The organism is Pseudorhodoferax sp., from assembly GCF_047601025.1.
Taxonomy (GTDB): Bacteria; Pseudomonadota; Gammaproteobacteria; order Burkholderiales; family Burkholderiaceae_C; genus Pseudorhodoferax.
Map to the genome: position 1 here is coordinate 2,767,391 of NZ_JASGJZ010000001.1, position 15,406 is coordinate 2,782,796.

Annotated in this window: 14 protein-coding genes; 7 read left to right on the forward strand and 7 right to left on the reverse strand. The window is 73.9% G+C overall.

Features of this window, described 5'->3' with window-relative positions:
- Window positions 1–11: 11 nt before the first annotated feature.
- From QM782_RS13110 to QM782_RS13140, 7 genes are read right to left on the reverse strand one after another with little or no spacing between them, the layout of a single operon-like run.
- Window positions 12–533 carry a MarR family winged helix-turn-helix transcriptional regulator gene (locus tag QM782_RS13110; protein WP_415203347.1) on the reverse strand — a complete coding sequence of 174 codons (522 nt, stop codon included), beginning with the start codon at window positions 531–533 and terminating at the stop codon, window positions 12–14.
- Between the two features lie 16 nt (window positions 534–549).
- Window positions 550–2,259 (reverse strand): acyl-CoA dehydrogenase family protein, encoded by a 1,710-nt coding sequence (locus QM782_RS13115; protein ID WP_415203348.1) that lies wholly within the window; start codon window positions 2,257–2,259, stop codon window positions 550–552.
- A gap of 36 nt (window positions 2,260–2,295) precedes the next feature.
- Window positions 2,296–3,975, reverse strand: coding sequence for a tannase/feruloyl esterase family alpha/beta hydrolase (locus QM782_RS13120; RefSeq protein ID WP_415205645.1), 1,680 nt, complete (start codon window positions 3,973–3,975; stop codon window positions 2,296–2,298).
- A gap of 31 nt (window positions 3,976–4,006) precedes the next feature.
- A complete protein-coding gene (locus tag QM782_RS13125) occupies window positions 4,007–4,996 on the reverse strand; it encodes a tripartite tricarboxylate transporter substrate-binding protein (RefSeq protein WP_415203349.1) in 990 nt (329 codons plus the stop codon).
- Window positions 4,997–5,032: 36 nt separating this feature from the next.
- Entirely contained in the window at window positions 5,033–5,797 is a 765-nt protein-coding gene (locus QM782_RS13130; RefSeq protein ID WP_415203350.1) for an SDR family NAD(P)-dependent oxidoreductase, read from the reverse strand.
- Window positions 5,798–5,816: 19 nt separating this feature from the next.
- Window positions 5,817–7,727, reverse strand: a complete 1,911-nt coding sequence (locus QM782_RS13135) for a feruloyl-CoA synthase (RefSeq protein ID WP_415203351.1) — start codon at window positions 7,725–7,727, stop codon at window positions 5,817–5,819.
- A gap of 30 nt (window positions 7,728–7,757) precedes the next feature.
- On the reverse strand, window positions 7,758–8,531 hold the full coding sequence (locus QM782_RS13140; protein WP_415203352.1) for a crotonase/enoyl-CoA hydratase family protein: 774 nt from the start codon (window positions 8,529–8,531) through the stop codon (window positions 7,758–7,760).
- Between the two features lie 103 nt (window positions 8,532–8,634).
- On the opposite strand from QM782_RS13140, the gene QM782_RS13145 reads away from it, so the two are divergent.
- From QM782_RS13145 to QM782_RS13175, 7 genes are all read left to right on the forward strand, one after another.
- Window positions 8,635–9,498, forward strand: coding sequence for an amidohydrolase family protein (locus QM782_RS13145; protein WP_415203353.1), 864 nt, complete (start codon window positions 8,635–8,637; stop codon window positions 9,496–9,498).
- Window positions 9,499–9,541: 43 nt separating this feature from the next.
- Window positions 9,542–10,318 (forward strand): peroxide stress protein YaaA, encoded by a 777-nt coding sequence (gene yaaA, locus QM782_RS13150; protein WP_415203354.1) that lies wholly within the window; start codon window positions 9,542–9,544, stop codon window positions 10,316–10,318.
- Window positions 10,319–10,545: 227 nt separating this feature from the next.
- On the forward strand, window positions 10,546–11,406 hold the full coding sequence (locus tag QM782_RS13155) for a 2OG-Fe(II) oxygenase (RefSeq protein WP_415203355.1): 861 nt from the start codon (window positions 10,546–10,548) through the stop codon (window positions 11,404–11,406).
- A complete protein-coding gene (queF, locus tag QM782_RS13160; protein WP_415203356.1) occupies window positions 11,403–12,248 on the forward strand; it encodes an NADPH-dependent 7-cyano-7-deazaguanine reductase QueF in 846 nt (281 codons plus the stop codon). Before QM782_RS13155 ends, queF begins: the two co-directional genes overlap by 4 nt.
- 311 nt (window positions 12,249–12,559) lie before the next feature.
- The gene (locus QM782_RS13165; protein WP_415203357.1) at window positions 12,560–12,952 is read left to right on the forward strand and encodes a GntR family transcriptional regulator; all 393 of its coding nucleotides are present in this window, start codon (window positions 12,560–12,562) and stop codon (window positions 12,950–12,952) included.
- Entirely contained in the window at window positions 12,949–13,848 is a 900-nt protein-coding gene (locus QM782_RS13170) for an ABC transporter ATP-binding protein (protein ID WP_415203358.1), read from the forward strand. Before QM782_RS13165 ends, QM782_RS13170 begins: the two co-directional genes overlap by 4 nt.
- The gene (locus QM782_RS13175) at window positions 13,845–15,209 is read left to right on the forward strand and encodes a hypothetical protein (RefSeq protein ID WP_415203359.1); all 1,365 of its coding nucleotides are present in this window, start codon (window positions 13,845–13,847) and stop codon (window positions 15,207–15,209) included. The genes QM782_RS13170 and QM782_RS13175 overlap by 4 nt, the downstream gene beginning before the upstream one ends.
- Window positions 15,210–15,406 lie beyond the last annotated feature (197 nt).

Consider the following 15,406-nt stretch of genomic DNA (forward strand, 5'->3'; position numbering starts at 1 on the left):
AGGCGGCGATTTTAGGCGGGCGTCCGTCCCCGTTCCGGGCGTTCTTCGCCCCGGCCCAGGTAGAACTTCTGCAGCAGCCGCTGCAGCGTGGCGCGCTCGCGCCCGGTCAGGCGGCCGGCGAGCTCGTTCTCCATCTCGATCACGATCTTCTCGGTCTCGGCCGCCAGCGCGCGGCCGGCCTCGGTCAGGTGCAGGCCGACGGCGCGGCGGTCGCGCGGGTGCGGGCGGCGCTCGATCAGGCCGCGCCGGTCCAGCGCGGCGATCAGGCTCACGAAGTTCGGCGGCAGGATGTCCAGCGTGGCGCACAGCTGGCGCGAGGTGGCGCCCGGGTTGTGCGCCAGCAGCGCCAGCACCGAGAAGTCGGGCTGCTTCAGGCCGTAGGGCGCCATGCGCTCGAAGAACACGTTGCCGATCGCGATCGCGGCGCGGCGCGCGTTGTAGCCGACCAGGCCTTCCAGCACGCTGGTGTCCAGCGTCTCGGGGGCCGGCAGCGGCTCGGCGGGGGCGGGCAGGGGAGAACGGGCGCGCGGCATGGCGCCCGATTGTTCCTCAGCCGGGCGGGGCGCCCGCCGCTTCCTGGCAGGCGCGCTTGACCATGGCCAGGCGCATGTCGAACTCGGGCAGCGCGTGGCGGCGCCAGGTGGCGGCCGGCCGCGTCCAGCGCGGGTCGCCGCCGGCCACGGCCTCGATCCGGGCCCAGGCCCAGGCCGTCAGCGCCAGCATGGCCGTGCGCAGGAAGTCGTCGGCCACCTCGTAGGGCAGGGCCGCGCGCGCCGGCGCGGCGGCGGCCACGCTGGTGGCCAGGTAGCGCAGCTGGGCCAGCCGGCGCTGGGCGTCGGCGTCGGCTTCGCGCGCGGCGTCCAGCTCGTCGCGCAGCTCCAGCAGCACGGCCGAGAAGCCGGCGCCGCGGTCGGGCAGGATCTTGCGCACCAGCAGGTCGATGGCCTGGATCTCGTTCGTGCCCTCGTAGAGCATGGCCACGCGCACGTCGCGCAGGTGCTGCTCCACGCCCCATTCGCGGATGTAGCCATGCCCGCCGAAGACCTGCAGGCAGGCGCTGGCGCCGTCGAAGCCCTGCTGTGTGCAGGCGGCCTTGAGCACCGGCGTGACCAGCGCGCACCAGCGCTGCGCCCGGTCGCGGGCCTGGGCGTCGCCGGCATGGCGCGCCACGTCCAGCAGCACGCCGGTGCGGTAGGCGAGCAGGCGCGCGCCGTCGACCCAGCCGCGCTGGGTGTCCAGGATGCGGGCGATGGCCGGGTGCTCGGCGATGGCGCTGGGCGCGCCGCCGCTGGCGCCGGGCGCGCGCATCTGCCGGCGCTCGGCCGCGTAGGCGTCGGCCTGCTGCCAGGCGGCATCCAGGTGGCCGATGCCCTGCAGCGCGACCTGCATGCGCGCGGCGTTCATCATCACGAACATCGCCGCCAGGCCGCGGTGCGGCTCGCCGACCAGCCAGCCGGTGGCGCCGTCGAAGCGCATCGCGCAGGTCGGGCTGCCGTGCAGGCCCATCTTCTGCTCGACGCGCTCGCAGGCCACCGCGTTGCGGCGGCCGTCGGGCAGCACCTTGGGCACCAGCGCCAGCGACAGGCCCTTGGGGCCGGGCGCGGCGTCCGGCAGCCGGCACAGCACCAGGTGCACGATGTTCTCGGTCAGGTCGTGCTCGCCGGCGGAGATGAAGATCTTGCCGCCGTCCACGCGCAGGCTGCCGTCGGCCTGCGGCACGGCGCGCGTGCGCACCAGGCCCAGGTCGCTGCCGGCCTGGGGCTCGGTCAGCGCCATCGTCGGCAGCCATTCGCCGCTGGCGAGCCGGCCGAGGTAGCGGGCCTGGAGCTCGGCGCTGCCGTGGTGGCGCAGGCAGTCGTAGGCGCCGTGCAGCAGGCCCGGCGCCATCAGGAAGGCGTGGTTGGCGCCCGCCATCCACTCGTACAGCACCGCCTCCAGCACCGCCGGCAGGCCCTGGCCGCCGTGCTCCGGGTCGGCCGACAGCGCCGGCCAGCCGGCTTCGCGGAACGCGCGGTAGGCGGCCGCGAAGCCCGGCGGCGTGGCCACTGCGCCGGCCTCCCAGCGGCAGCCGGCCTCGTCGCCGGGGCGGTTCAGCGGCGCGATGACCTCGGCCACGAAGCGGCCGGCCTCCTCCAGCACCTGGGCCAGCAGCGCGTCGTCCACCTCGCCGAACGGCGGCAGCCGGCGCAGCTGCGCGCCCGCGCCGAGCACGTCGCGCAGCAGGAACAGGGTGTCGTCGGGGCGGGGGCGGTAGTCCATCGGCGTGCGGCAGGAGGTGGGCGGGAAGGAGGAGGATCAGCGGCAGCGGAAGCTGGACGCGCGTTCGGGGTCGCCGCTGCCGTCGTAGCGGGCGACCAGCGGGTATGGGCACAGCGGCCGGGTGCGGTCGGCCGCCCAGTCGGCCGGCACGTCGGCGTTGGCCCCGCCGGCATTGCCGGCGCCGCGCGCGCCGGCGATCACGCGGTCCGGCGCCCGGCCTTGCTCGACCCAGTCCACCAGCGCCGCCAGCATGTCGAACTGGTCGGTGGACGGGCCGCCGCTGCAGTGGTTCATGCCGGGCACGAGGTACAGCCGCGCGAAGCTGCTGGCGTCGTCCAGGTTGTTGCGCTGCAGCGTGCGGTACCAGTCGAGCGTGTCGTCGCTGGAGAAGATCGGGTCGGCCGTGCCGTGGTAGACCATCAGCTTGGCGCCGCGCTGCTTCAGCGCCGGCAGCCGGCCATAGTCCGGCGGCAGCATGAACGACAGCGCGCTTTCGGTGTAGAGGTCGCTGGTGGCCTGCACCTTGGCCAGCATGTCGTCCACGCTGCCGGCCAGGGCGAAGGCCGGGCCGTCGAAGCCGGCGCGGGCCGCCGGCGGCACCTGCCAGACGAAGGCGACGGCGCCGCTGTCCAGGTTCAGCGAGTTGCTGAACTTCCAGGCCGCCCAGCCGCCGGTGTCCAGGCCGGCGTCGTACGGGAAGCTGGCGTAGATCTTCTCGCCCGTGCCGGTGGTCGCGCCGCTGAACAGCGCGGCGATCGTGCTCTTCTGGGCCGCGCTCAGGCAGCTGCCGTCGCGCGCGCCGCTGCAGGTCGGCACGTCGCGCGCCAGATCGAACGCGGCCTGGCAGGCGGCGTTGTCCTGCACCAGGCCGTCGGCGACGCCGTCCAGCGCGTCGCAGCGGGCGAGCACGGCCTGCGCCACCAGCCGGCGCTCGGCCAGCGTGAAGCCGGTCGCCGGGTCGCCGGCGGTGGTGGCCAGGGCCGCGTAGGCCTGGGCGCCGGCGATGTTGGCGATCGCCGCCCGCGGCAGGCGCGTGCCGGGGTTGCCGGCGAGGATGCCGTCGTACTGGTCGGCGTAGCGCGCGGCGGCGACCATCGCGTGGCGGCCGCCGTTGGAGCAGCCGCCCAGGTAGGAGCGGTCCGGCGCCTTGCCGTAGGCGGCCTGGATCGCGCTCTTGGCCATCGGCGTGAGCTTGCCCACGGCCTGGTAACCGTAGTCCAGCCGGGCCTGCGGGTCCAGGCCGAAGAACGGGCCCAGGCTGCCGGCGTGGCCGGCGTCCGAGCTCAGCACGGCGAAGCCCTTGTCCAGCGCGTTGCTGAGCGGACCGCCGCCGCCGATGCCGCCGCTGGCGGTGCCGACGCTGCCGTCCAGCCCGCCGTTGGCCTGGTAGAAGAAGCGGCCGTTCCAGTCCACCGGCAGGCGCATCTCGAAGCCGATCGCGTAGGGCTGCCCGTCCACGGCGCCGATGCGCTCGAACATGCGGCCGGTCACGCGGCAGTGGGCGGCCACGCCGCGGCCGGCCACCGTGAGGGTGCCGGCGGCCACTTCCTCGGCGCCGGTGATGGTGGTGTCGGCGAACGCGATCCGGCCGGCCAGGTCGGCGCAGGACCGCAGCGTGGCCGGCTGGGCCGCCGACAGCTGGGGCAGCCCGTCGTCCGAGCCGCCGCAGGCGGCCAGCAGCAGCGCCGGCGCCAGGGCCGCGAGGCTTGTCTTCATCGTCATGTCGTCTCCTCCTCCGGCGGCGCGTTCAGGACTCGGCCGTGAAGCCGATCTGCTTGACCAGCGGGCCCCAGCGCTCGTACTCGGCCTTCTGGTCGGCCGCCATCTCCTGCGGCGTGCTGCCGTGCGCGAGCAGGCCGACGATGGCCAGCGAGTCGATCACGGTCTTGTCCTTCAGCGCGGCGGTGATGGCGGCGTTGGCCGTGGCGATGGTGGCGGCCGGCGTGCGGGCCGGCGCGTAGAAGCCGAACCATTCCTCGGAGGTTACGTCGGGAAAGCCCAGCTCGGTGAAGGTCGGCACGTCCGGCAGGAACGGCGAGCGGCGCCGGCCCGAGGTCGCCAGCACGCGCACGCGGCCGTTCTTCATGTACTGCAGGTAGTCGCCGCTGGGGTTCACCGCGGCGGCGATCTGGCCGCCCACGAGGTCCGTGATGCTGGGCACGGTGCCGCGGTAGGGCACGTGCTTGAGGTCCACGCCGGAGCGGATGCCCAGCAGCGCGCCCAGCAGGTGCGGCATCGAGCCGGCGCCCGGCGTGCCGTAGCTGGCGCGGTCCGGGTTGGCCTTGGCCCAGGCCAGGAAATCCTTCAGCGTCCTGACCTCGGCCGGCACGGCCGGGCCCACCGCCAGGCCGTGGAACATGATGGCGCCGATGGAGACCTGGGTCACCTCCTCGGGCTTGTAGCTGAGCTTGGGATAGATGTAGGGGTAGACGGCCAGCGCCGACACCGGCGCCAGCGCCAGCACCGAGCCGTCGGCCGGCGAAGCCTTCAGGCTCTCCACCGCGATGCGGCCGCCGGCGCCGGCCTTGTTCTCCACGTAGCCGGGGTTCTTGCTGTAGGGCGTGCCGCCCAGCTTCTCGGCCACGCGGCGGGCCACGCTGTCGCCGGCGCTGCCGGCCGGAAAGCCGTACATGATCTTGACCTGGTCCAGCGCCTGGGCGAGCGCGGACAGCGGGGACAGGGCGCCCAGGGCGGCGGCGCTGCCCAGGGTCTGCAGGAAATGGCGACGGTGTTGCATGGGGTGTCTCCGGGGGATGGATCGGGGGAAAAGGGGTCAGCGCGGCGCCATGCGCAGGGCGCCGTCCAGGCGGATCACTTCGCCGTTCAGGTGGCCGTTGGTGACGATGTGGCAGGCCAGCTCGGCGAATTCCGACGGCTTGCCCAGCCGCGGCGGGAACGGGATGGAGGCCGCCAGCGAGGCCTGCACCGCCTCCGGCAGCTCCAGCAGCAGCGGCGTGGCGAAGATGCCGGGCGCCACCGTGCAGACGCGGATGCCGTGCTGCGCGAGGTCGCGCGCCATCGGCAGCGTCATGCCGACCAGCCCGCCCTTGGAGGCGCTGTAGGCCTGCTGGCCGACCTGGCCGTCGAAGGCCGCCACGGAGGCGGTGAACATCATCACGCCGCGCTCGCCGCCGTCCAGCGGTTCCAGCGCGGCGCAGCGGGCCGCGAACAGCCGGCTCATGTTGTAGGTGCCGACCAGGTTGACGGTGATCACGCGGGCGAAGTCCTCCAGCGGCGCGGCCCGGCCGTCCTTGCCGACGACGCGCTTGGCCGAGCCGATGCCGGCTACGTTCATCAGGATGCGGGCCGGGCCGTGCGCGGCCTCGGCGGCGGCCAGCGCGGCCTCGACGCTGGCGGCGTCCGTGATGTCGCAGGCGCAGGCGATGCCGCCGATGCCGGCCGCGACCTGCTGCGCCTGCGCCAGGTTGCGGTCCAGCACGGCGACCCTGGCGCCCAGGCGCGCCAGTTCGCGCGCGGTGGCCTCGCCCAGGCCCGATGCGCCGCCGGTCACGAGGGCGGCCTGTCCTTCGATCTTCATGTGTCGTTCCTTGTGGGTGTCAGACGAACTGCGGTTGCAGGATGTGCGGCAGCGTGCCGGCGTGCAGGGCCTCGACCACGGCGGCGCGGTGCTTGAGCACGGCGCGCTGGTTGATCGAGCCCTTGTCGGTCACCTCGCCCAGGTCGATGGACGGCGGCTCGGCCACCAGCACGGCGCGCGCGATGCGGTTGGCGCTGCCGGTGGCGTCGGCCGCCAGGCGGTCGACCACGCGCTGGAAGTGCGCCTGCACCTCCGGGTGCGCCAGCACCTCGGCCTGCGGCGCCGCGGCCGGCAGGCCGGCCAGCTCGCGCACCGCCTGGGTCGGGAAGATCAGCGCGCCGACCTCCTTCAGGTTCAGGCCGGTCAGCACCACGTCCTGCACGTAGGGCGCGCCGAAGCCGGTGACCTTGGCGCGCAGCGGGCCCACGCTGACGAAGGTGCCGGTGGCGAGCTTGAAGTCCTCGGCGATGCGGCCGTCGAAGCGCAGGCCCAGGTGGATGTCCTGCGGGTCGATCCACTCCACCGCGTCGCCGCTGCAGAAGAAGCCTTCCTCGTCGAAGGCTTCGTGCGTCTCCTCGGGCAGGCGCCAGTAGCCCGGCGTGATGTTGGGGCCGCGGTAGCGCACCTCGGTCTTGCCATCGGCCGGCACCAGCTTGACCTCCAGCCCCAGCGCCGGCAGGCCCAGCTCGCCGGTCACCACGTCCGGGCGCGTCACGCACAGCGCGAACGGGGCCGATTCGGTCATGCCCAGGCCGGTGCCCATCACGATGCGCTCGCCGACCTCGGCCTCGGCCACGCGGTACAGCTTGTCCCACACGGCCTGCGGCAGCGCGGCGCCGGCGTAGTAGAACAGCCGGCAGCGCGACAGCAGGTTGCGGCGCAGCACCGCGTCGGTCTCCATCGCGTCGGCGATGGCCTCGAAGCCGGTCGGCACGTTGAAGTAGATCGTCGGCGCGATCTCGCGCAGGTTGCGCAGCGTTTCGGCGATGCCGGCCGGCGTCGGCTTGCCCTCGTCGATGTACAGCGTGCCGCCGTTGTCCAGCACGATGCCCACGTTGTGGTTGCCGCCGAAGGTGTGGTTCCAGGGCAGCCAGTCCACCAGCACCGGGCCGCAGCCGTCCTCCAGCCGCTCCGCGAGGACCGGGATGCCCGAGCGCAGCTGCTGCTGGTTGGCGCACCACATGCGGTGCGTGTTGACGACCGCCTTGGGGTTCTTGGTCGAGCCCGAGGTGAACAGGAACTTGGTGATCGTGCCGGGGTGCACGCGGTGCATGGCCTGGTCCACCGCCTGCGTGGGCGGGGTCGCCAGCAGCTCGGCCAGCGCGATGGTGGCGCGGTCCGGCAGGCTGCCCGCGCCCAGCACCACCGGCACGTCGGCCGGCACGGTGGCGGCGATGGCGGGGCCGAAGCGCGCGTCGGCCGCGAACACCAGGCCCGGCGTCAGCGTCCGCATCACGTGGCGCAGCTTGTCGTAGTCCTTGCTGACCAGCGCGTAGGGCGTGGACACCGGGCAGTGCGGCACGCCGATCAGCAGGCAGCCAAAGGCCACCAGCGCATGGTCCAGGCCGTTCTCGGCCAGGATGGCGACGGGCCGCTCGTCCGACAGGCCATGCTGCAGCAGCGCCTGGGCGATCGCGCGGGCCCTGGCCAGGAACTCGCCGTAGCCCAGGCGGATCCAGTCGCCGCGGCTGCCGTCGGCCAGGCGCTCGCGCTGGGCCATGAAGGTGCGCTCAGGCGCCACGGCGGCCCAGTGCACCAGGCGGTCGTTCATGCAGTGCGCGTAGTGCGGCAGCGGGCGGTCGGCCGTCAGGTAGCGCACGTCGTCGGCGCCCTGGCGCAGCACGCCGCGCGTGACGCCGTAGGCCATCGGCCGGTAGCGGGGCGCAGCAGCGCCCGGGCCGCCGGCGGCGGCCTGGTTCGGTTGCGTCATGTCTTCCTCCGGAAAAGGTGGGGGGTGTCGTCAGTCCCTGGAAACCTTGGCGGCGCGGCCTTCCAGGAAGTCGCGCAGGCGTTCCTTGGCGGCCGGTGCGTTCTGCGCGATGCCGGCCATCAGCGCCTCGGTGAACAGGCCGTGGTCGGCCGGCTGCTCGGCGATGCGCGGCAGCGCGTGCATCAGCGCGTAGTTGGTCAGCGGCGCGTTGCCGGCGATGCGCCTGGCCAGCTCCACCGCCTTGGCCGTCGCCTGGCCCGCGGGCACCAGGTACTGCGCGAAGCCGGCGCGCTCGCCTTCCTCGGCCTTGTAGACGCGGCCGGTCATCATCATGTCGGTCATGCGCGCCACGCCGACCAGCTTGGGGATGCGCACCGAGCCGCCGCCGCCGACGAAGATGCCGCGCGAGCCCTCGGGCAGCGCGTAGAAGGTGGTGCTGTCGGCCACGCGGATGTGGCAGGCGCAGGCCAGCTCCAGCCCGCCGCCGACCACCGCGCCGTGCAGCGCCGCGACCACCGGCACCGGGCCGAACTGCAGGCCGTCCAGCGCCTGGTGCCACATGCGCGAATGCATCAGGCCCTGGCCGGCGTCGCGCTCGGTCAGCTCGGACAGGTCCAGCCCCGCGCAGAAGTGCTCGCCGGCGCCGTCCACCACCACGGCGCGCACGCCCTCGGGCAGGTTCTGGAAGGTGTCGCGCAGCGCCAGGATCAGGCCGTCGTTCAGCGCGTTGCGCTTGGCGGCACGTTCCAGCCGCACGATGGCGATGTCGTCCTGGCGTTCGAGGGAGAGGTCGGGATAGGTCATGATTGCGTCCTGAAGGTGGATCGATTATGGTTATGAAAAATAACCAAATCAAGACGCCCGGCGCGGCTTGATCCCTAGTACTTTCCCTAGACCGGAGACCTGCGTGGACTGCACCAACCTGATCGCCATCGACACCCACACCCATGCCGAGGTGAGTTGCTGGAACCCTTTCGACAGCTACGGCGAGGAGTACGACCGTGCCGCCGACAAGTACTTCCGCTCCAGCCGCCGGCCGACCATCCAGGAGAGCATCGACTACTACCGCGAGCGCCGCATCGGCTTCGTGATGTTCGGCGTGGACAGCGAGTCCAACCTGGGCCGCCGCCGCATCCCGAACGAGGAGATCGCCGAGGCCGCGCAGAAGAACTCCGACATCATGATCGCCTTCGCCAGCATCGACCCGCACAAGGGCAAGATGGGCGCGCGCGAGGCACGCCGGCTGGTCGAGGAGCACGGCGTCAAGGGCTTCAAGTTCCACCCGACGGTGCAGGGCTTCCACCCCTACGACCGCATGGCCTGGCCGATCTACGAGGTGATCGCCGAGCACCGGCTGCCGGCCATCTTCCACACCGGCCACAGCGGCATCGGCTCGGGCATGCGCTGCGGCGGCGGCCTGCGGCTGGAGTACAGCAACCCGATGCACCTGGACGACGTGGCGATCGACTTCCCGGACATGCAGATCGTCATGGCGCACCCGAGCTTCCCGTGGCAGGACGAGGCGCTGTCGGTGGCCACGCACAAGCCCAACGTGTGGATCGACCTGTCGGGCTGGAGCCCCAGGTACTTCCCCAAGCAACTGGTGCAGTACGCCAACTCGCTGCTGAAGGACCGCGTGCTGTTCGCCAGCGACTGGCCGCTGATCTCGCCGGACCGCTGGCTCAAGGATTCGGAGGAGGCAGGGTTCAAGCCCGAGGTGATGCCCGGGCTGCTCAAGGGCAACGCGATGCGGCTGCTGGGACTGGCGTGAACGGCCTGCCGGATAATTTCCGGCTTCGTTTTCGCCCGCGCGCATGCTGTTCCTGCTGTCCCCCGCCAAGTCCCTGGACTACGAGACCCCCGTCGCCGACGACCTGCCGCACACCGGCCTGCTGTTTCCCGCGCAGGCGCGCGCGCTGATCGAGGTGCTGCGCGGGCAGTCGCCGCAGCAGATCGCCGATCTGATGCACCTGTCCGACCGGCTGGCCGCGCTGAACGTGGCGCGCTACCAGGCCTGGAGCCCCCGCGCCACGGCTCGTAACGCGCGCCAGGCCGTGCTGGCCTTCGACGGCGACGTCTACGGCGGCCTGGACGCGCGCAGCCTGTCGGCCGCCGACCTGCAGTGGGCGCAGCGGCACCTGCGCATCCTCTCGGGCCTGTACGGCGTGCTGCGCCCGCTGGACCGCATGCAGCCCTACCGGCTGGAGATGGGCACGGCGCTCGCGACCCCGCACGGCGCCAACCTGTACCAGTACTGGGGCAGCCACATCGCCGAATACCTGGACGGCGAGCTGGCCGGCGACCGCCAGCCCGTCGTCGTGAACCTGGCCTCGCAGGAGTATTTCAAGGCCGTGGACCGCAAGGCCTTGCGCGCGCGGGTGGTCGAATGCCAGTTCGAGGAGTACAAAGGGGGCCGCTACAAGGTCGTCAGCTTCTTCGCCAAGCGTGCGCGCGGCCTGATGGCGCGCCATGCGATCCGCCACCGCGTGGCCACGCCGGCCGGGCTCCGGAGCTTCGACCTGGAGGGCTACGCCTACGACGAGCAGGCCTCGGAGCCGGACCGCCTGGTGTTCCGGCGCCGGGCTGGATGAAGACGCTGCGGCCGGCCAAAGCCGGTCCGTTCGAAGCTGTTGCGTATAAGGCCAGTCTGCTTGGAGCCAGTTCGTCTGAAGCCAGTCCCGCTGACGCCAGTCCGGCCAAGGCCATCCCGGCTGACGCCAGTCCGCCTGAAGCCATCCCGGCTGACGCCGGTCCGGCCAAGGCCATCCCGGCTGAAGCCAGTCCGGCCAAGGCCATTTCCGATCCGCGAAGGAGCCGCATGTCCGCCAACGCACAACAAGCCGTCACGCCGCAGCTGCGGCAGTGGATCGTCGAGCAGGCCCAGGCCGGCCATGCGCCCGAAGTGCTGCTCAAGTCCATGTGCGATGCCGGCTGGGACGAGGCCCTGGCCGCGCAGGCCATGGAGACCACGCTGCGCGCCCACCTGGACCAGGCGCGCCAGGCCACCAGCCTGCCGCCGGCCAGCGCCGTGCCCGAGCCCGACCTGGAAGGCTCGCCGCTGTACCTGGATGCCGGCGACCGCCGTGTGCACGTGATCAGCGTGCAGCGCAGTCCGCGCATCGTGGTGTTCGGCGACCTGCTGGCCGCCGACGAATGCGAGGCGCTGGTGGACCTGGCGCGCCCGCGCATGGCGCGCTCGCGCACGGTCGCCACCCAGACCGGCGGCGAGGAGATCAACGTCGACCGCACCAGCGACGGCATGTTCTTCCAGCGCGCCGAGACCGACTTGATCGCCCGTATCGAGGAGCGCATCGCCCGGCTGCTGTGCTGGCCGGTGCAGAACGGCGAGGGCCTGCAGGTGCTGCGCTACGGCCCCGGCGCCGAGTACAAGCCGCACTACGACTACTTCGACCCGGGCGAGCCCGGCACGGCCACGATCCTGCGCCGCGGCGGCCAGCGCGTGGCCACGCTGGTGATGTACCTGGCCGAGCCCGAAGGCGGCGGCGGCACCGTGTTTCCCGACGCGCAGCTGGAGGTCGCGCCCAAGCGCGGCAACGCCGTGTTCTTCAGCTACGAGCGGCCGCACCCGAGCACGCGCACGCTGCACGGCGGCTCGCCGGTGGTCGTCGGCGAGAAATGGATCGCCACCAAGTGGCTGCGGCAGAACGAATTCCGATGAACCTCCCCGAACACTCCCCGCTCGGCAAGGCCTCCGCCTATGCCGACCAGTACGACCCCGCGCTGCTGTTCCCGATCGCGCGCGCCGGCAAGCGCGCCGAGATCGGCGTCGCCGGCCGCGCGCCGTTCTTCGGCGCCGACCTGTGGACCGCCTACGAGTTGAGCTGGCTGAACCCGCGCGGCAAGCCGCAGATCGCGCTGGCGCACTTCACCGTGCCCTGCGAGACGCCCAACATCGTCGAGAGCAAGTCCTTCAAGCTGTACCTGGGCAGCTTCTCGAACACCGTGTTCGACGACGCCGAGGCGGTGCGCGCGCGGCTGCGGGCCGACCTGTCCGAGGCCGTCTGGCGCGGCAGCGACACGCCGGCCAAGATCGGCGTGCGGCTGCTCGGGCCCGAGCAGTTCGACCGGCAGCCGATCCAGGAGCTGGACGGCCTGAGCCTGGACCGGCTGGACCTGGACTGCAGCCAGTACCAGCCGGCGCCCGAGCTGCTGCGCGCCAGCTTCGACGAGCAGCCCGTCAGCGAGGTGCTGACCTCCGGCCTGCTCAAGAGCAACTGCCTGGTGACCGGCCAGCCCGACTGGGGCAGCGTGCAGATCGCCTATTCCGGCCCCCAGATCGACCAGGCCGGCCTGCTGCGCTACATCGTCAGCTTCCGCAACCACAACGAGTTCCACGAGCAGTGCGTGGAGCGCATCTTCATGGACATCTGGCGCCGCTGCCGGCCGGTCAAGCTGAGCGTGTACGCGCGCTACACCCGGCGCGGCGGGCTGGACATCAACCCCTGGCGCACCAGCCACCCCGGCGCCGTGCCGGCCAACGTGCGCACCGCGCGCCAGTAGCCGCGCGCCGCGGCCCGGGCCCGCGCCACTGCGGGCCTCGCGCCAAGCCAGGGCCCCCTGGCGCCAGCCAGTGCCCCCTGCGCCTGCCAGGGCCTCGCGCCACTGCTCCCGGGCCCCCTGCGCGTGCGGCCGGCTGGCTGCCCGACCTGGCGCCGCCCGCGCAGCGCACCGACCGGGCCCCGGGGCTGCCTGGATGGCGCCGCAGCGCACCGGCCTGGCTGGCCAGGCCGCTCCCGCACGGCCGGCGGGCTGAGCGACACCGCCTGGCGCTGGCCCGCCGGCGCGCTATGTGTATTGGTATAGTGATACACATGGATGGCCTGTCGCTGCACATCGATCCCGGCGCCCCCGACCCGATCTACCGGCAGATCGTCGGCCAGGTCACGCGCCTGGTCGCCGCGCGGCAGTGGCCGCCGGGCACGCAGCTGCCCTCGGTGCGCGAGGTGGCGGCCGCGCATGCGGTCAACCCGATGACGGTGTCCAAGGCCTATGCGCTGCTGCAGGAGCAGGGCGTGCTGGAGCGCCGGCGCGGCGTCGGCATGGTGGTGGCCGCGCAGGCCCGCGCGGCGCGCAGTGCCGGCGCGCGGCTGCAGGCGCTGGAGCCGGCGCTGCGCGCGCTGGCGCGCCAGGCGCGCGAGCTGGGGCTGGATGCGGAACAGGTGGCGGCCGCGCTGCGGTCGGTCATGGAAGGAGGCGAGGCATGACGCAGGCGATGGTGGAGCAGGTGGAGGGGGTGGCGCAGCCGGTGCTCGGCGCGCGGGGGCTGGTGCGCGGGTTCGGCGGCCGGCGGGTGCTGGACGGGGTGGCGCTGCAGGTCGCGCCCGGCAGCGTCGTCGGCCTGGCCGGCCGCAACGGCGCCGGCAAGACCACGCTGATCGAATGCCTGCTGGGCCTGCAGCGGCCCGACCAGGGCGAGGCCTGGCTGCTCGGCCGGCCGTCGCAGCGCCTGGGCGATGCCGAGAAGGCGCGCCTGGGCTACGTGGCGCAGCGGCCCGACAGCTTCGGCTGGATGCGCGTGGGCGCCATGCTGGACTTCGTGGCCGGCCTGTACCCGCGCTGGGACCACGGCCTGGCGGCGCAGCTGCTGCAGCGCTGGGGCCTGCACCGGGACCGGTGGCTGCGCGAGCTCTCGCCCGGCCAGCGCCAGCAGGTGGCCATCGTCCGCGCGCTGGCGCCGCGCCCGGACCTGCTGGTGCTGGACGAGCCGGCCGCCGCGCTGGACCCGGTGGCGCGCCGCGCGCTGCTGCGCGAGATCGTCGACGGCGTGCTGGAGCACGGCAGCACGGTGCTGTTCTCCAGCCACATCCTGTCGGACCTGGAGCGGGTGGCCTCGCACGTGGCCGTGCTGCACGGCGGCCGGCTGCTGCTGCACGAGAGCCTGGACGCGCTGAAGGACGGCGTGCGCCGCGCCTGGCTGCCGGCCGGCGCGCCGCTGCCGCCGCAGCCGTTGCCGGGCGAACTGGCGCGGCGGCGGCTCGACGACGGCGGCTGGAGCCTGCTGCTGCGGGGCGAGCCGGCGCGCCTGCGCGAGGCGCTGCCGGCCGCGGCGCAGCTGCACGCGCTCGGGCTGGAGGACTTGTTCGTGGAGCTGGCGGGATGAGGCGCGCGCTGCAGGCCATGCTGCCGGGCGGCTGGCGCCTGGTGGCCAGCGTGGGCGGGTTCGTGGCCCTGTTCGGCCTGGCGGCCTGGATCGGGCACGGCCTCGGCGGCCCGGCAGGCCAGCGCCTGTGGGGCCAGGGTTGGACGCTGGTGGCCGCGTTCTGGTGCCTGCGCTGGGGCCCGCGCAGCCACGCGCTGGCGGCGGACGCGCGCGCCGCGTGCCTGCCGGGCGCCGCGCGCCTGTGGGCGGCCGGCATGCTGCTGCAGCTGCTGTGCAGCGTGGGCGCGCCGCTGCTGGCGCTCGTGCTGTGGGCGCCGGCCGGTGCCGACATCGCTGCGCTGGCGGCGGCCGCGTGGCGCGGCGCCACGCTGGCCCTGCTGGCGCTGCACCTGCCGCTGCCGTGGCTGGGCGGCGGACTGCTGCTGCTGGCGACGCTGCAGCTGCTGCAGCTCGGCGGACATGTGCCGCCGGTCCTGCTGGACGGCTGGCTGGCCTGGGGCCTCGGCGCCGGCTGCCTGGCCGCGGCTTGGGGGCTCTGGCGTGCGTCGGCCGCGTGGGCGCACCGGGCCGGCTGGTCGCCCGCGGCCGTGCTGCTGCGCACGCCGCTGTCGCGCCTGCCGCTGCTGCTGGCGCGGCCGGGCGCCGACCGGCCGGCGCGCCAGGGGCCAGCCGTCTCCGCCGGGGCCGACGCGCTGGCCGGCATGCTGGGGCCGGCGTTCCAGACCTTCCGGCAGCAGCGGATGCTGGACGGGCGCTGGGGGCAGGCCCTGCTGACGGCCGCCGGCGTGGCCGGCGTGCTGGTGACGGTGCGGCGCGACAACGTGCTCTGGCTGTGGATCGCGGCATGGCTGCTGCTGTTTCTGGCGACCGCGCCGGCCCGCCAGCTGGACCGGCTGCGGCGGCAGCGCGGCGCCGTGCTGGGCGAGCTGCTGCTGTCGCCGGCGGTGGCGCCGCATCCGGCGGGGCTGGCGCACCACCTGTGGCGGCTCACGCTGTCCGTGCTGCTGGAGCGGATCGGCCTGCTGGCGCTGGGCATCGGCGCCGTGGTGCTGCTGCGCCACGAGGTCGGCCCGGCCTGGCTGCCGTGGCTGGCGGCCTGGGCCGCGCTGCTGCTGCCGGCCGGGGTGCTGGCGGCGCTGTGGGCCTGGGCCGGCCGCCCGGCGCTGTGGCGCCGCGCCCTGGGCGCCGTGCTGCTGCTGGCCGCGGTGCCGAGCTGCATCGTCCTGTGGCCGCAGGCGCAGCCGCTGCCGCCGGGGCTGGGCCTGGCCTGGGCCGCGTCCGTGCCGGCCATGGCGGCAGCGGCCTGGATCGCCTGCCGGCGGCAGCTGCGCGGCGGCGCGGCGGCGCCCGCCTGGGCATGATTGGCGGATGCCTGCTGCTGCCTCCGATCGCACCGTCCGGCCCGTCCCACGCCGGCGCGGACGGCCTGCGCCTGGGCATCGCCCGCGTGCACGGGAGGCGCTCGGGGACACCCGTGCCGCGCCCTGCGGGGCGTTCACGCGCCGGCTGCCGGCCGGCTGACGCACCGCAGCGGCTGGCGGGGGCACGGCACCCGTCG

Bases quoted from the DNA above. Each gene is read 5' to 3' on its own strand.
- QM782_RS13110 (WP_415203347.1), bottom strand. From the start codon at position 533: ATGCCGCGCGCCCGTTCTCCCCTGCCCGCCCCCGCCGAGCCGCTGCCG.
- QM782_RS13115 (WP_415203348.1), bottom strand. From the start codon at position 2,259: ATGGACTACCGCCCCCGCCCCGACGACACCCTGTTCCTGCTGCGCGAC.
- QM782_RS13120 (WP_415205645.1), bottom strand. From the start codon at position 3,975: ATGAAGACAAGCCTCGCGGCCCTGGCGCCGGCGCTGCTGCTGGCCGCC.
- QM782_RS13125 (WP_415203349.1), bottom strand. From the start codon at position 4,996: ATGCAACACCGTCGCCATTTCCTGCAGACCCTGGGCAGCGCCGCCGCC.
- QM782_RS13130 (WP_415203350.1), bottom strand. From the start codon at position 5,797: ATGAAGATCGAAGGACAGGCCGCCCTCGTGACCGGCGGCGCATCGGGC.
- QM782_RS13135 (WP_415203351.1), bottom strand. From the start codon at position 7,727: ATGACGCAACCGAACCAGGCCGCCGCCGGCGGCCCGGGCGCTGCTGCG.
- QM782_RS13140 (WP_415203352.1), bottom strand. From the start codon at position 8,531: ATGACCTATCCCGACCTCTCCCTCGAACGCCAGGACGACATCGCCATC.
- yaaA (WP_415203354.1), top strand. From the start codon at position 9,542: ATGCTGTTCCTGCTGTCCCCCGCCAAGTCCCTGGACTACGAGACCCCC.
- QM782_RS13155 (WP_415203355.1), top strand. From the start codon at position 10,546: ATGTCCGCCAACGCACAACAAGCCGTCACGCCGCAGCTGCGGCAGTGG.
- queF (WP_415203356.1), top strand. From the start codon at position 11,403: ATGAACCTCCCCGAACACTCCCCGCTCGGCAAGGCCTCCGCCTATGCC.
- QM782_RS13165 (WP_415203357.1), top strand. From the start codon at position 12,560: ATGGATGGCCTGTCGCTGCACATCGATCCCGGCGCCCCCGACCCGATC.
- QM782_RS13170 (WP_415203358.1), top strand. From the start codon at position 12,949: ATGACGCAGGCGATGGTGGAGCAGGTGGAGGGGGTGGCGCAGCCGGTG.
- QM782_RS13175 (WP_415203359.1), top strand. From the start codon at position 13,845: ATGAGGCGCGCGCTGCAGGCCATGCTGCCGGGCGGCTGGCGCCTGGTG.